Source organism: Vibrio sp. 1557 (assembly GCF_033340175.1).
In the GTDB taxonomy this organism is placed as follows: Bacteria; Pseudomonadota; Gammaproteobacteria; order Enterobacterales; family Vibrionaceae; genus Vibrio; species Vibrio alginolyticus.
In genome coordinates this window covers 19,251-34,351 of the sequence record NZ_JAWOVZ010000018.1, presented here as the reverse complement: position 1 = coordinate 34,351, position 15,101 = coordinate 19,251, and the positions used below count along the sequence as shown (strand labels likewise).

The 15,101-nt window shown below is 46.8% G+C and carries 15 protein-coding genes and 1 pseudogene; all 16 read right to left on the bottom strand.

The annotated features are described in order from the left end of the window. A pseudogene (locus R7070_RS18210) lies at positions 1-213 on the bottom strand (chemotaxis protein CheW); the annotation flags it as partial. Beyond that, positions 203-982, bottom strand: a complete 780-nt coding sequence (locus tag R7070_RS18205) for a ParA family protein (protein WP_005380505.1) — start codon at positions 980-982, stop codon at positions 203-205. The pseudogene R7070_RS18210 and the gene R7070_RS18205, both read right to left, overlap by 11 nt. 8 nt (positions 983-990) lie before the next feature. Next, entirely contained in the window at positions 991-2,103 is a 1,113-nt protein-coding gene (locus tag R7070_RS18200) for a chemotaxis response regulator protein-glutamate methylesterase (RefSeq protein ID WP_005380504.1), read from the bottom strand. A 29-nt stretch (positions 2,104-2,132) separates the two neighbouring features. Beyond that, positions 2,133-4,379, bottom strand: coding sequence for a chemotaxis protein CheA (locus R7070_RS18195; RefSeq protein ID WP_085569740.1), 2,247 nt, complete (start codon positions 4,377-4,379; stop codon positions 2,133-2,135). Positions 4,380-4,388: 9 nt separating this feature from the next. Continuing rightward, a complete protein-coding gene (locus R7070_RS18190; protein ID WP_005380502.1) occupies positions 4,389-5,129 on the bottom strand; it encodes a protein phosphatase CheZ in 741 nt (246 codons plus the stop codon). Positions 5,130-5,247: 118 nt separating this feature from the next. Continuing rightward, positions 5,248-5,616: a chemotaxis response regulator CheY gene (cheY, locus tag R7070_RS18185; protein WP_017635949.1), complete on the bottom strand. Its 369-nt coding sequence runs from the start codon at positions 5,614-5,616 to the stop codon at positions 5,248-5,250. A gap of 45 nt (positions 5,617-5,661) precedes the next feature. After that, positions 5,662-6,396, bottom strand: coding sequence for an RNA polymerase sigma factor FliA (locus R7070_RS18180; RefSeq protein WP_005380499.1), 735 nt, complete (start codon positions 6,394-6,396; stop codon positions 5,662-5,664). Beyond that, positions 6,389-7,276, bottom strand: coding sequence for a MinD/ParA family protein (locus tag R7070_RS18175; RefSeq protein WP_005380498.1), 888 nt, complete (start codon positions 7,274-7,276; stop codon positions 6,389-6,391). The genes R7070_RS18180 and R7070_RS18175 overlap by 8 nt, the downstream gene beginning before the upstream one ends. A 14-nt stretch (positions 7,277-7,290) precedes the next feature. After that, positions 7,291-8,808, bottom strand: a complete 1,518-nt coding sequence (flhF, locus tag R7070_RS18170; protein WP_085569739.1) for a flagellar biosynthesis protein FlhF — start codon at positions 8,806-8,808, stop codon at positions 7,291-7,293. 28 nt (positions 8,809-8,836) lie between these two features. Next, entirely contained in the window at positions 8,837-10,936 is a 2,100-nt protein-coding gene (gene flhA, locus R7070_RS18165; RefSeq protein WP_025998722.1) for a flagellar biosynthesis protein FlhA, read from the bottom strand. A 210-nt stretch (positions 10,937-11,146) separates the two neighbouring features. Next, positions 11,147-12,277: a flagellar biosynthesis protein FlhB gene (gene flhB / locus R7070_RS18160; protein WP_005380490.1), complete on the bottom strand. Its 1,131-nt coding sequence runs from the start codon at positions 12,275-12,277 to the stop codon at positions 11,147-11,149. Between the two features lie 3 nt (positions 12,278-12,280). Beyond that, entirely contained in the window at positions 12,281-13,063 is a 783-nt protein-coding gene (gene fliR, locus R7070_RS18155) for a flagellar biosynthetic protein FliR (protein WP_005384463.1), read from the bottom strand. Positions 13,064-13,071: 8 nt separating this feature from the next. Further along, positions 13,072-13,341 (bottom strand): flagellar biosynthesis protein FliQ, encoded by a 270-nt coding sequence (fliQ, locus tag R7070_RS18150; RefSeq protein WP_005380488.1) that lies wholly within the window; start codon positions 13,339-13,341, stop codon positions 13,072-13,074. Positions 13,342-13,365: 24 nt separating this feature from the next. Beyond that, positions 13,366-14,235, bottom strand: coding sequence for a flagellar type III secretion system pore protein FliP (fliP, locus tag R7070_RS18145; protein ID WP_005394311.1), 870 nt, complete (start codon positions 14,233-14,235; stop codon positions 13,366-13,368). After that, positions 14,222-14,635, bottom strand: coding sequence for a flagellar biosynthetic protein FliO (gene fliO / locus R7070_RS18140; protein ID WP_005380480.1), 414 nt, complete (start codon positions 14,633-14,635; stop codon positions 14,222-14,224). The genes fliP and fliO overlap by 14 nt, the downstream gene beginning before the upstream one ends. 1 nt (position 14,636) lies before the next feature. Next, on the bottom strand, positions 14,637-15,047 hold the full coding sequence (gene fliN / locus R7070_RS18135) for a flagellar motor switch protein FliN (protein ID WP_005380479.1): 411 nt from the start codon (positions 15,045-15,047) through the stop codon (positions 14,637-14,639). Positions 15,048-15,101 lie beyond the last annotated feature (54 nt).

The window sequence follows — 15,101 nt, the reverse complement described above, 5'->3', positions numbered from 1 at the left end:
CTCTGGCTCTGGCTCTGGCTCTGGCTCTGGCTCTGGCTCTGGCTCTGGCTCTGGCTCTGGCTCTGGCTCTGGCTCTGGCTCTGCAGATGATACCTCTTGAGCCAACAGGTCAAGGTCTTCCTCAAGAGTCGTTATTTCAGTTTCATCATCCAGTAATGCATTAAAGTAGTCATCAAGTGCTTGTTCACTGGACAGCACATCATTACTGCTCATCGAACGCCAACCTCTCCAGGTAAATCAGTAGCTGTTTATAGGCAAACACACCACGGCTACCAGATGCAAAGTGCGAAGCTGGCAAGTGCTTTAAACTGGCATCGCGGAACTTGGTATCTATAGGCACCGCTGAGGTCCACACTTGATTTGGGTAATCTTTTTTCAGTTGCATCAATGTCTGCAATGACGCTTTCGTGCGCTTATCGTACATGGTTGGGACGATAGTCACTTTGAAACCGCCCGGGCGAGATTTTTGCATAATGGTTAGCGTACGCATCATGCGCTCTAGACCTTTCATCGCCAAAAACTCTGTTTGAACAGGAATCAAAATTCGGTCACTGGCTGCCAACGCGTTCACCATCATCACGCCAAGGATTGGCGGACAGTCAATCAACACATAGTCATAATCTTGTGAGACAGTTTGCAGCGCCCGTTTTAATATTAATCCCATACCACTGCGATTACCCATTACGCGATCAAGCGTGGCAAGGGACATATGCGCGGGAATGATATCCATTCCTTCCAGCTCTGTTTCTAAAATCAACGGCTTAACCGTCTCACGAGAAAACGTCTTCAACTGGAATAAATCAAATAGGCTCGAAGTTACTGCATCAGGATCATAACCGAGATAAGTAGTCAGTGAGGCGTGAGGATCAGTATCAACCATCAATACTCGATGGCCTTTCTGGCTCAATAAGCCCGCCAATGTCACTGTTGAGGTGGTTTTACCCACGCCTCCTTTCTGGTTAGCTACACTCCAAACAATCATGATGAATCCTAAGCTAGGCCAACTTCCACCAACATGCGTTCAGCAATGCGGTCAAGCGGTAAATCTTCTGAAGAAATGCCTGCTTTAGCAACCGCTTGGGGCATGCCATAAACAACACAACTTTCTTCATCTTGTGCCCAAATAGTTGAGCCTGAAGACTTCAACATGCGAGCGCCCTCACGACCGTCTGCACCCATGCCTGTCAACACTAAAGAGAGCACTTTGTCGCCATATACTTTTGCGGCAGAACCAAAAGTCACATCCACACATGGTTTGTAGTTCATGCGGTCGCCGCCATCAATAATGCGAAGACGAGCAGCGCCCGCTCGTCCATCCACCATCATTTGTTTCCCACCTGGTGCAAGGTATGCCACACCGGGCTGTAACACATCGCCATCTTGTGCTTCTTTCACTTGAATCTTACACAAGGTGTTCAAACGGCTGGCAAACGCAGCAGTAAACGTTGCTGGCATGTGTTGAATCAATACAATCGGATGCGGATAGTTCATCGGCAAGCGCGTCAGAATTTTTTGTAGAGCAACGGGGCCACCTGTTGATGTGCCAATTGCCGTCAGTTGATACTTCTTACCAGAAGCACGGTACTTTGTCGCAGCAGGTCGAGTTGGTGTTGGAGTCACAGGTGAAGCCGTTCTTGAACCTAATGATCGAGTAGTCGTGCTGGTACTCGCTGTTGGGCGAGCGATAGGTCGACGCATGAAAGCGCGCTTCGAGGCAATCTGAATCACACGCTGTTGAAGTAATGACACCGCTTCTTCACGGTTACGCGCAATGTCCTCAAACTTTTTCGGTAAGAAGTCTAATGCGCCCGCATCTAGCGCATCAAGCGTAGCTTTCGCCCCGTCGTGGGTCAGGGACGAAAACATTAGAATTGGCGTTGGAGCAGCGGCCATTATTTCACGTACAGCTGTAATGCCATCCATCACTGGCATTTCAATATCCATCGTGATGACGTCAGGTTTGAGAGATTTGGCTTTCTCAACCGCCTCTCTACCATTTACCGCAACGTCAATCACTTCTAGGCGCGATTCTGAGTTGATGATTTCGCTCACGCGACGTCGGAAAAAACTCGAATCATCAACGACTAGTACTTTAATCGCCATCTTATTCCTTTTAATAACGTCAGCTTTGCTTAAAGGCGTGAAGCCGCAGCATATCGCTTAAGTAAATCAGGCACATCTAGAATTAATGCAATATGGCCATCGCTAGTAATTGTCGCACCAGCCATACCTGGAGTGCCCTGTAATAGATTATCGAGTGGCTTAATAACCACTTCTTCTTGACCAATAAGCGTATCCACAACAAAACCAACGCGTTGGTTACCAATCTGTACAATCACCACGTGACCGTGACCAGTACGCTCTTGGACGTTTTGCGATTTGGATGCTAACCAGTTTTGTAAGTAAAATAGCGGGATAGATTTCTCACGTACAATGATCGTCAGCTGACCATCTACCACGTTTGTACGGCTAAGATCTAAGTGGAAAATTTCACTCACCGAAGCCAGTGGTAGAGCAAACGGATGACCGCCAACACCAACCATCAGAGTCGGTAAAATCGCTAACGTTAGTGGTACTTTGATCGTAATCTTAGTGCCCTTGCCTAGCTCAGAATCGATATCGATTGAACCGTTTAAGGTATTGATCGCCGTCTTAACCACGTCCATACCCACACCACGACCAGAGATGTCAGAAATTTTATCTTTACTTGAGAAACCAGGTGCGAAGATAAGGTTGAAGCACTCTTTGTCTGTTAAACGCGCCGCCGCATCTTCATCCATCATGCCACGCTTCACCGCGATGCCACGAAGTTTGTTCGGGTCCATACCGCCACCATCATCTACGATGGATAGTTCAATATGGTCCCCTTCTTGCGATGCTGACAAAATCACTTTACCTGTGCGTGATTTGCCTGCCTTCGCGCGTGCGTCTGGCATTTCAATACCGTGATCAACTGAGTTACGCACCAAGTGAATCAACGGATCGGCCAATGCTTCTACAAGGTTTTTATCGAGGTCGGTTTCTTCACCGCGCATTTCTAGCACGATGTCTTTATTTAGGTTACGAGCCAAGTCACGGACAACGCGTGGGAAGCGGCCAAACACTTTCTTGATTGGCTGCATACGCGTTTTCATTACCGCGCCTTGTAGATCCGCAGTTACCACGTCAAGGTTAGCGACCGCTTTGGACATCTCTTCGTTGTCGCTATTCAAACCAAGGCTTAATAGGCGGTTTCGAACCAATACGAGCTCACCCACCATGTTCATGATGGTATCAAGTGTCGAGGTATCAACACGAACGGTTGCTTCAGCCTGAGGTTTTTTAACCGCTGGTGCTTTGGCTTCTTCTTTTACCGCGACTGGTTTAGATTCTGGCTTTGGTGCTGGCGCTGCTTGAACGGGTGCTGGCTTAGCAACAGGCTCAGGTTTCGCAGGGCTTTGCTCTACGTTTGCTGAAGCAGGCTTCGTTGCCATGTCCAATTCTTCTAGCGTTGGGCCTTTACCTGAACCATGTAGCTCATCGAGTAACTTTTCGAACTCTTCGTCCGTCATTAAGTCACTGTCTTGATTTGATGAAGATGCCACTGGAGCGGAAGGCTCTGCCGCTTTAGGTGGCTCTACTGGTACGGATGCAGATGCAGATGCAGCAGCCTCTGCCGTAGAAGGGCTTTTTCCTACACCGTGCAGTTCATCGAGTAAACGTTCAAACTCATCATCAGTGATATCACCACTTTCAACTGACGGTGCACTCGATTGAGGCGGTTCAGATGGCGTTGTAGGTGTCGCAGACATTGAGGTGCCTGGCGCTGAACCTTTACCATGAAGCTCATCAAGTAGCTTTTCGAATTCGTCTTGGGTAATTTCATCAACAGAGCCGACACTTGATGGTGCTGACGGCGCAGCAGGTTCTTCGATGATAGGCTCGGGAATAATAGGCTCTGGAGTAGCCACTGGTTCTTCAACTACGGTTGCCGCTACTTCATCTTCTGACTCAGGTTTGCATAGACGATGAAGTTCTTCAAGAAGCTCAGGGTCCGCAGCTTCTAACGGCTCACGATCTTGAACAGCCTGGAACTGGGTATTAACCGTATCCAAGGCTTTTAGCATCGTATCCATTAAGTTTTGCGTTACCGTGCGTTGACCGTTTCGTAAAACGTCGAACACGTTCTCCGCACCATGACAAGTATCGACTAGCTCTGCCAATGAAAGGAAGCCGGCACCGCCTTTTACGGTATGAAACCCGCGGAAAATAGCATTAAGTAAGTCTTTGTCTTCTGGGTTATTTTCCAATTCAACCAACTGCTCAGAAAGCAGCTCGAGAATTTCCCCAGCCTCAATGAGAAAGTCCTGAAGAATATCTTCGTCTAAATCGTAGCTCATACGTTACCTTTAAAATCCAAGACTGGACAACAAGTCATCGACTTCGTCCTGCGATGAAACCGCATCTTCTCTCAGTTCTGGATGAAGAATCGGGCCTTCGGCTTCGCTTGTTTGTGTATTCTTTTTATCTGCCGGTTCTGACAAAACTTGAATGTGTTCTTCAAGTTTATTTCCAGAGAATACGGTTAGGATTTCCACTAAGCGGCCTTCAACTTCATTAACCAACGTAATTACGCGGCGAATGATTTGGCCAGTTAGGTCTTGGAAGTCTTGCGCCATGAGAATTTCGGTCAATTGGCCGCGCAATTCAGTGCTGTCACCTTCGACTTGCACTAATAGCCCGTCGATTCGGTGACACAGTGCTTTAAATTCGCTTAATTCTATGCGCCCGTGCATGAGTTCATTCCATTGAGGACGAACTTTTAGAAGGCAATCATGCAGGTTGTCAGCGATAGGAAGGCAGCAGTCGACCGCATCCATTGTTTTGTTGGCTGCAAGCTCTGTCTTCTCGATCACATAATTGAGACGATCCCTAGCGTTAGGGATTTCGTCTTTCGCAATTTCGGTCATGCGCTGATCGAGACTGAACTGCTTGAGTGATTCGTGAAGGTCTCGAGTTAACGCTCCAATTTCTTGCAGCATTGGGTTATCGGCACCTTCGTAGATCGAGGCAACAAGCATATTGGCTTGGTCTTGTTCCCCGTTTTCTAGCATTTGAACGAGTGACTTCGCCTGCTCTAGTGAGATCATTCTGAATAGACCCTTTTACGTTTAGTTCTTCTTATCACTTTGAAAACGCTAAACGAGTCATTTAATAGGTATTTAATAATTGGTATGAATGACTCGAATAACAAAGAGAAAGAGAGAGTTATAAACGCTCGAAAATTTTATCTAATTTTTCTTTTAATGTTGCAGCAGTAAATGGCTTAACAATGTAGCCGTTTACACCTGCTTGAGCAGCTTCAATGATCTGCTCACGCTTCGCTTCAGCCGTGATCATTAGAACTGGCAGATGCTTAAGTTCTGCATCCGCGCGGATGTGTTTAAGCAAATCGATGCCTTGCATACCTGGCATGTTCCAGTCAGTTACAACAAAATCGAAGTCACCTTTTTTCAGCATTGGTAATGCGGTTAAACCATCGTCCGCTTCTTGAGTGTTATTGAAACCCAAGTCACGAAGCAGGTTTTTAACAATACGGCGCATTGTTGAGAAATCATCAACAATAAGGATCTTCATGTTTTTATTCAAAATTGCCTCCACTGAATCGTAAAATCAGTGTTTTTAGTCATTTTGTGTCCACGCACTGAGCTTGGTACGTAAACGTTGCATCGCTTGACTCAGTATTTGACTTACGCGAGATTCGCTTACGCCTAACACATCGCCAATTTCTTTCAAATTGAGTTCTTCATCATAATAAAGCGAAAGAACCAAAGCTTCACGCTCTGGAAGCTGTTTTATTGATTCAACCAGTGCTTTTCGAAATGATTCATCAACTACCCCTTTGAATGGGTTGCTGTCATCGGTTTCATCCGCCGGTGAAATCACATCATCAGAAACGCCTAAATCTTCAATACCGACTAATTTTGAGCAGTTGATATCGGTAAGAGCACTATGATATTGATCCAGTGTCATACCGAGATGCGTGGCTACTTCAGAATCAGTAGGATCTCGATTTAATTCGCCTTCCAGCTCCGCAATCGCTTGGTTAATCTCTCGATTATTTTTATGAACAGAACGCGGTACCCAATCGCCTTTACGCATGTCATCTAACATTGCGCCACGAATACGGATACCTGCATAAGTTTCAAAGCTCGCACCTTTAGAACCATCATAATTCTGCTGAGCTTCGATAAGACCGATCATGCCGGCCTGAATTAAATCCTCTACCTGAACACTCGGCGGTAAACGGCCTAGTAGGTGGTGAGCAATGCGCTTAACCAACACTGAATAACGTTCAATGAACGCCTGCTGGCTATTAAATTTGCCATGTTGGTCATAGGTTATCGCTTTATTCACCAAAAGGGTCCTCTGCGAATTCGGTACGATTTAGCAACCTTTCCACAAAAAATTCCAAGTGTCCACTTGGTGTTTTCGGTAGTGGCCACGTCAACGCTTTGTTTGCTAGTGAGCTGATAGCTAAAGCGGCAGGCGAGCGTGGGAACGCATCAACGACAATTTTTTGTCTTTTTACAGCCTGTCGTACTTTATCATCTAATGGAATACATGCTACGAGTTCAAGGCTAACATTCAAGAATCGCTCTGTGACTAGTGTCAACTTTGCAAACAATTCTCGCCCTTCACGGTAGCTTCTGACCATATTTGCTACAACTTTAAAGCGTTGAACTTGGTGTTCTTTACTCAACAGCTTGATTAATGCATAGGCATCTGTGATTGACGTCGGTTCATCACACACAACTACAACCACATCTTGAGCTGCTCGCGAAAAACTGATTACCATGTCAGAGATACCAGCAGCGGTATCAATCAGCAGGACATCCATTTCGTCTTCAAGACTACCAAATGCTCGGATGAGTCCGGCATGCTGAGCGTGAGAAAGCTCTGTCATGCTCTGTGTGCCAGAAGTTGCAGGAATTATCTTTATACCATAAGGCCCTTCGACAATCGCATCTTTTAGCTCACATTCACCCGCTAAGACATGTCCTAGATTACGTTTTGCACGAATTCCGAGCATCACGTCCACATTGGCCAGACCTAAATCAGCGTCGAGAACCATCACCTTCTTGCCTTGGCGAGCCATACAAATCGCCAGACCCAGTGTTACGTTTGATTTCCCCACACCACCTTTGCCGCCAGTAACAGCAATCACTTTGGTCAACGATGGTTGTGTTAAGCGACGGAGGCCGCTTGCTTGATCGTGTATCATATTCTCAGTCATAGTAGTCCGCCGCCTTAGAGTCCTTCACTGTCACTGTTCCAAAAGTGAGGTTCGTTCTCTGTCGACTTCTCTAACAGTTCATTTGCTTTCGCAAGCATATATTTTGGTTGCGCTATCACAATGTCTTCTGGTACGCGCTGACCATTAGCGATGTAAGCTACTGGCATTGCGTTTTGAATCACTACACTGATGAATTCGCCTAGGCTTAATGACTCATCAAGCTTCGTCATAATACAACCCGAAAGTGGTATACGTCGGAAGTGATCCAGCGTTTCTTGTAGAACACGACGTTGTGCGGTAGCCGGCAAAACAAGGTAGCTGTGGATCACTTCTCCGCTCTCTTGCATTAGAGTGTCGAGCTGCTCGGAAAGCCTCACATCTCGTTGCCCCATCCCTGCCGTATCGACCAAAATCAGTCTTCTGTTTCTTAGCTGATATATAACATCGGCTAACTCGTTAGAATCTTTAGCAACTCTTACGGGACAACCCATGATTCTTCCGTAAATTGAGAGTTGCTCATGTGCACCTATGCGATATGTGTCTGTTGTCACAAGGGCCACATTGTCGGCACCGTATTCCATGGCTGCGCGTGCTGCGAGTTTCGCTACGGTTGTTGTTTTCCCAACCCCCGTCGGACCCAACAATGCGACTACGCCACCACGTTTTAAAATGTCCTGTTTAGGAATATTGATTTGATCCGCCACCAGCGACAATAACGCTTTCCACGCTCGCGCTGGCTTTGTATCTTCCGGGATATAACAGGCCATCTGGTCTGCTAACTCCGGAGAAACGCCCATTCGCTCTAAGCGCTTAATCAGCATAGCTCTTAGCGGCTCACGGCGTTCTACTTCTTGCCACATCAGGCCAGAAACTTGGTGCTCCAACAGACGACGAATTGACGTCATCTCTTCGCGCATGCTTTCTAGCTCATCGGCCGATTCGTCACGCTCATCACTTGGGCGACGTCGGTCATAGCGCGTCGGGTCCAGCTTGGGCGTCGGACGTTCAAATCGATTGTCCTGTGCGATTAGCTTCGCCAAAGGTGAATCTGGTTGATATGGCGCTGGCTTTTCTTGGTTGTAGCCGTCGCGATGCTTATTTTGGCGTTGCAGCAAAGCAGAGAGCGAATCTTCATTTTCTGCTACGTGATCGTCAGCATCTGCTGCACCACCGCTATATTGCTTAAGCATATTAGCGAATCGCTGCGTCATTGAGCCTGTTTTTTCATTGTTACTGTTATTACTGTTCAGGCTAATTTTATCTTCATCTAAATGACGATCTTGGTAACGATCAGCAGAAGACGATGACATTTGACGATGTTCGTTATAGCGATTCGATTGAGAAGCACCGCGATTTTGCTGTGACGCTGCGCTTGCTTGAGACGGATTAGATTCACTATCTATCGCCGCAACAATCGCTACTCCACCAGCCACTTTCTTGTTTGACATGATCACCGCTTCCGCGCCTAAGTCCTCTTTCACTTGGAGCAGCGCCGTTCTCATGTCTTTGGCAAAAAATCGCTTTATTTTCAAACTATGAATCCATTAATGATGCGTGAGATCAGTTACCCACGGCTTGCACAATTCTGATCTGTTTTTCATCCGGGATTTCTTGGTAAGACAGTACCCGGAGATTAGGTATTGTGTTCTTCACAAATTTCGCCAACGTCGAGCGTAATACACCGGAAGTAAGCAGAACGGCAGGTTCGCCTTTCAGTTCTTGTTCCTGTGTCGCTTGGCTTAGTGAAGACTGCAATCGCTCAGCGAGTCCCGGTTCAATCCCCGCGGATTCGCCTCCTGATGCTTGCATAGTTTGATGCAATATTTGTTCCAGTTCGGGTATCAAGGTGATCACTGGTAACTCAGGCTCTATACCATTGATTTCTTGAACAATTAGACGTTTAAGACTAATTCGAACTGCTGCCGTCAATATGTCAGCTTCTTGACTCTTACTTGAGTACTCAGCCAAAGTTTGAACAATCGTGCGAATATCGCGGATTGGAATGGCCTCGTTTAACAAGTTTTGTAGGACTTTCACCACCACACCTAATGGTAATTGGTCAGGAACAAAGTTCTCGACCAACTTAGGCGCGCTGCGTCCCAACATTTCTAATAAATTCTCTACTTCTTCATGGCCAATTAGCTGTGATGCGTTGTTGGTCAATAGCTGGCTTAGGTGCGTCGCTAATACCGTTGATGAATCAACAACCGTATAACCCAGAGCCTGCGCGTGCTCACGCTGATCTTCTCGGATCCATACGGCTTCCAGTCCAAAAGCAGGGTCAATGGTTGGTTCACCATCAATCATGCCATACACCTGACCTGGGTTAATCGCTAGCTCTTGATCCGGACGAATCTCTGCTTCGCCCACCGCAACCCCCATCAATGTAATTCGGTAACTGTTTGGGGTCAGCTCAAGATTGTCACGAATATGAACCGCTGGAATTAGGAACCCAAAATCTTGCGATAACTTTTTACGCACGCCTTTTACGCGCTCTAGCAGTTCCCCACCTTGGTCTCTGTCCACCAAAGGGATTAAGCGATAACCGACTTCCAAGCCAATAATATCGACTGGCTGGACGTCATCCCAAGACAGTTCGCGCTGTGAGGAAGGTTCTGTACCTTCGTCTGCTGTTGCTGGTAAAGCGGGCTCTTTCGCTTTCTGCTTCTGCCGTTTGTCGATGAAATATGCCGCTGCACCGGCCGCGACTGCCAGGCTCAAAAACGCAAAGTGTGGCATGCCCGGTACGATGCCCATCACACCAAGAATAGCCGCAGTAATCATCAGCGCTTTTGGGTTGTCGAACATCTGGAAGACCAGTTGTTCCCCCATGTCTTCATCGGTGTTTTGGCGCGTCACCATCATTGCCGCTGCAATCGACAGCAATAGCGATGGGATTTGTGCGACCAAACCATCACCGATTGTCAGTAAGGTATAGATTTCAATCGCTTCACCGAAACCCAATCCATACTGCGCCATACCGATCGACAGACCGCCGACGATGTTGATAAACAGAATCAAAATACCGGCAATCGCGTCACCTTTTACGAACTTCGAGGCACCATCCATCGAGCCATAGAAATCCGCTTCTTTGGTCACTTCAAAACGACGAACTCTTGCCTGCTCTTGGTCTATCAATCCGGCATTCAAGTCCGCATCAATCGCCATTTGCTTACCCGGCAACGCATCAAGCGTAAAGCGAGCACTTACCTCAGAGATACGACCCGCACCTTTGGTCACCACCATAAAGTTGATGATCATTAAGATGAGGAAAACCACTAGGCCGACCGCGTAGTTACCACCAATAACGACGTTACCGAACGCCTCAATTACGTTACCTGCCGCATTACCGCCTTCATGACCATGCAGTAAGACGACACGAGTCGAGGCAACGTTCAAAGCCAAGCGGAGCAACGTGGCGATCAGCAATACCGTTGGGAAAGCAGCGAAGTCCAAAGGGCGACGTGTGTAAACGGTCACTAACAACACCACCATCGAAAGCGCGATGTTAAAGGTGAAGAACATATCCAGCAAAAATGCTGGAATCGGCAGTACCACCATCGCTAGGGTGGCCAAAACCATCACCGGAGCACCAATAGCTGGCATTTCACGTTGAGGGATTCGTGGCAATTTATCTGCAAACGGCAGGCTTAACTTCATACTGCGAGAGATCTCAATCGATTGAAGCGTCACGTAAGCTCTTACTATTAATACGCGACCGCTTTAGCCTAAAAGTTTAGGTAGGGTTGATAATTAAAGCGTTTTAAGCAATCTATGTACCATAATTAGCGCCAAAATAATGACTAAACACTCAAATAAAGCTTAGCTTTTGATCAAACGAGCTTTTTTAAGGCTTTACCGCTTTTCGTATCAATGACGGTGCTCGGGCGGGATTGGCAAATCATAATCTTGAATTTTCGGGCGCTGTCCACCTCGTTTTCGGTATTGCTTCAATTGGAATACAAATGCCAAAACCTGAGCGACGGCAGTAAATAACCCATCGGGGATCTCTTGCTCGAGTTCTGTCGTGTGGTACAACGCACGAGCCAAAGGTGGTGCAGGCACAATCGTAATGTCATGTTCGCGGGCGACTTCTCGAATCTTCATCGCCATGTGGTCAGTACCTTTAGCGATCACGACTGGCGCACGGTCTGTCTTCTGTTTATAACGAAGCGCTACCGAGAAGTGCTCTGGGTTAGTAACAATAACATCAGCTTGAGGAACATCCGCCATCATTCGACGTTGAGCCGCTTCCCTTTGCAACATACGAATACGGCCTTTCACTTCCGGCTTACCTTCAGTCTCTTTGTATTCGTCTTTGACTTCTTGCTTCGTCATTTTTAACTGATCAGCGTGCTGCCAGATTTGAAATGGAATATCGATGGCAACCACAATCAATAGCGAGCAACTGATCAGCAAAATAAAGTTCAGCAAAATATCTAAAGCATGGAAGATGTTTTGCGGATACACATCCATGCTCAATTGAATCAGATCGGCCTGCGATGCTTGGATCAAATAGATGGCGACACCAGTGACCAGAACCACTTTAAGGATTGATTTGATCAACTCTACCCAGCTTTGCATGCCAACCATTCGCTTTAAGCCGCTAAGCGGATTCATTTTCGACAGCTTGGGCATGGCCGCTTGGGCAGAAAAACTGATTCCTCCCACACCTGCTGCTCCAATCATGGCGGCGGTAAACAATGTCGCTAACACCAAAAATAGTGGGAACAACAAATCACTCATCGCGCCCAAAGCGATATCAAACAGTTTTGCAGTATCGAAAATCTCTTCTCGTTGAAGATCAAATAAACGGCTCATGATGGAAAACAATGAACGTGCTAACGCCTCTCCAAACCACATCAATGAAATGGCGCCAACGATCAGCACAGATGCTGATGCGAGCTCTTTAGATCGAGCGACCTGCCCCTTTTCTCTGGCTTGTTGTAACCGTCGGGGCGTGGCTTCTTCGGTGCGTTCCTGACCGTCTGATTCTGCCAAATCTTAGCACTCCAAGCGAATAAGCCGACAAATCTGCGCCTCACCCACTGTCCAGAACATTTCATAATGACTGTATAGACCAGCCAGTATGTACCAACAAAGTAATAGACCCACCATCAAAGCAAAAGCAAAACCAAGCGAGAAGATATTCAGCTGTGGTGCGGCACGGGTCATTACACCAAACGACAAGTTAATGGTCAGTAGCGCAATAATGCCAGATAGAGACATACTCAGTGCCGTTTGGAACATAATACCAAGCCAGCCTGCCATTTCACGAAAATCAACCGCGTTTAGAGAGCCGGAGCCAATCGGCAAAGTTTTAAAACTGAATACCACCAATTGCAGCATTTTTAAGTGTCCATCGGTGGCAAGGAAAAACATTGTCGTTAAGAACATGAATAACTGACCAAGCAATGGCGTGTTCTGACCATTTGCGGGATCAACCATAGAAGCAAAGCCCAAACTTGATTGCATACCCAATATTTGACCAAGTAGGACAAAGGTTTGAATCATAAATTGAGTAACCATACCCATCGCTATGCCGATGATCATTTGCTCGGCAATGGTCATGAAGCCACGAAACGAGAGTAGCTCAATGTCTTGAGGTACGGCGGGGATAGCTGGCATGACAGCGAAAGTGATGGCTAAACCGAGGTAAAGGCGGATTCTTGGCGAAACAAATCGGGCCCCGGTTACTGTCATCACCATCAACATGGATGAGATACGAACATAGGGCCAGAAGTAGTTTGCGATCCAATCTAAGACAACGCTAGTGGGGTACTCCATAGGCGCCTCTAATAAAGCACCTGAGGTAAGCGTTCAATCAAGCCATAGAAATATTCCATCAACATTTGCGTCATCCAATGCCCAAACAGCATCAGGGCCAAAAGCGTGACAATCAAACGCGGTAAGAAGCTCAATGTTTGTTCGTTGATGGATGTCGCAGCTTGAAAAATCGCAACTACAAGGCCGATAAGCAAGCTTGGGATGATAATGGCGCAGACCATGATAAGCACCATCCAAAGTGCTTCACGGAAAAGCTCGACAAACATTTCTGGTGTCATGTCTTATCCTCTATCTGCGCTTAACTAAAGGGCAAAGCTGCCCGCGAGTGTCGAGAGTATCAAGTTCCAACCATCGACCAATACGAACAACATCAACTTGAACGGCAACGAAACAATCATTGGTGACAACATCATCATACCCATTGCCATCAGTACCGAAGCGACTACAAGGTCAATAATCAAAAACGGCAAGAAGAGCATAAAGCCAATTTGGAATGCAGTTTTTAGCTCTGAGGTGATAAAAGCCGGAATCAACACCGCCATCGACACATCTTCTGGATTCTCGACTTGCTCTCCTGACATGGTTACGAACGTCTCCAAATCTTTGATTCGGGTCTGCTTAAGCATAAATGCTTTCATTGGCGCTTGTGCAGCATCAAACGCTTCTCGCGCCGTAACTTGCTCGTTCAAATAAGGCTGAACAGCTTTGTCGTTGATTTCGTTCAGGACAGGAGACATAACAAAAAAGGTCAAAAACAGCGCAATACCAATAATAACCTGATTAGAAGGCGTTTGTTGCAAACCCATTGCCTGACGCAATATCGACATCACCACCACAATTCGAGTGAACGAGGTCATCAGAATCACCATGGCAGGCAAGAAGCCAAGCATGGTCATTAACGCTAAAATTTGTAGTGTAACCGAGTAGTCTTCACTGCCATCAGGGTTCGTGGTCATGGTGAATGCTGGAATACCACCGCCACTAGAAACGGACATAGCACGGCTAGCACCAGTATCACTTTGCATAGCCTGAACTGTAACACCACTTCCATCGGCTAAGTTATCTGGCAGCGCTGACTCCTCTGCTTCAGCAAAGGTAAATGAAGAAAACAGCACGCCGACAAAAAGTAACAACGTACTCAGGAGCAAACGAATTGGATTACCCTTTGTCATGTTTTTTGATCAGCTGGCTAAATTGAGTCGCAAAAGCATTGGTCGCCAACTCTTCCTCTTTCAGTGGCTTATCTAACTTGGCTAAAGTTTGGATCGATTGGCTAGTAATCCCAACCAAAAACTGTTCTTCACCCACTTGAACTACTGCGATTCTTTCTTTTGTACCCACTGGCAACTGACTCACTATACGCAAGCCCTTTTGTTGTCCCATCGCTGGCACTTGCATACGTTTCAGCAACCAAGCCAGCAAAAGAATCACGCCGATTACAAGCACAAGCGAGCCAAGTGTCGTCGCAAGATCCAGATTATTTGGTGCGGCAGCAAATGCATAAGGAGCACTTAGCATTAAGCTCAGTGCTCCAGTGATTTGCTTCAATCGCATTTTGATTGAACGACTCATCTTAACGCAGCTTCTTAATTCGTTCAGTTTGGCTGATCACATCCGTCAAACGGATACCAAACTTATCGTTGACGACCACGACTTCGCCGTGAGCAATCAAAGTACCGTTAACCAATACGTCGAGCGACTCACCGGCTAGACGATCCAACTCAACAACCGAACCTTGGTTAAGCTGCAACAGGTTCCGAATGCTAATTTGAGAACGACCGACTTCCATCGAAATCGTCACCGGGATATCCATAATAGTGTCGAGTTTACGACGCTCATCTTCGCTAATTGGGCTTGAAGTGTCTTTTAGCTCTTCCAGTGGCGCAGCCAATACTTCATCTACGTCTACAGAAGGGGCAGACGGGTCTTCGCCAAGAGCGGCTGCCCATTCGTCTGCTAGCTTTTGATCGTCACTTGGTTCCATTTTTCTATCCTGTGTTACGCCTTACTCATGCCATAGCATGTCTATTTAATAAGG

Excerpts from the sequence above, each read along its gene's own strand:
- fliQ (WP_005380488.1), bottom strand. The coding sequence starts at position 13,341 with ATGACACCAGAAATGTTTGTCGAGCTTTTCCGTGAAGCACTTTGGATG.
- fliN (WP_005380479.1), bottom strand. The coding sequence starts at position 15,047 with ATGGAACCAAGTGACGATCAAAAGCTAGCAGACGAATGGGCAGCCGCT.
- R7070_RS18200 (WP_005380504.1), bottom strand. The coding sequence starts at position 2,103 with ATGGCGATTAAAGTACTAGTCGTTGATGATTCGAGTTTTTTCCGACGT.
- fliP (WP_005394311.1), bottom strand. The coding sequence starts at position 14,235 with ATGACAAAGGGTAATCCAATTCGTTTGCTCCTGAGTACGTTGTTACTT.
- flhA (WP_025998722.1), bottom strand. The coding sequence starts at position 10,936 with ATGAAGTTAAGCCTGCCGTTTGCAGATAAATTGCCACGAATCCCTCAA.
- R7070_RS18175 (WP_005380498.1), bottom strand. The coding sequence starts at position 7,276 with ATGACTGAGAATATGATACACGATCAAGCAAGCGGCCTCCGTCGCTTA.
- fliR (WP_005384463.1), bottom strand. The coding sequence starts at position 13,063 with ATGGAGTACCCCACTAGCGTTGTCTTAGATTGGATCGCAAACTACTTC.
- R7070_RS18195 (WP_085569740.1), bottom strand. The coding sequence starts at position 4,379 with ATGAGCTACGATTTAGACGAAGATATTCTTCAGGACTTTCTCATTGAG.
- fliO (WP_005380480.1), bottom strand. The coding sequence starts at position 14,635 with ATGAGTCGTTCAATCAAAATGCGATTGAAGCAAATCACTGGAGCACTG.
- R7070_RS18205 (WP_005380505.1), bottom strand. The coding sequence starts at position 982 with ATGATTGTTTGGAGTGTAGCTAACCAGAAAGGAGGCGTGGGTAAAACC.
- cheY (WP_017635949.1), bottom strand. The coding sequence starts at position 5,616 with ATGAAGATCCTTATTGTTGATGATTTCTCAACAATGCGCCGTATTGTT.
- R7070_RS18190 (WP_005380502.1), bottom strand. The coding sequence starts at position 5,129 with ATGATCTCACTAGAGCAGGCGAAGTCACTCGTTCAAATGCTAGAAAAC.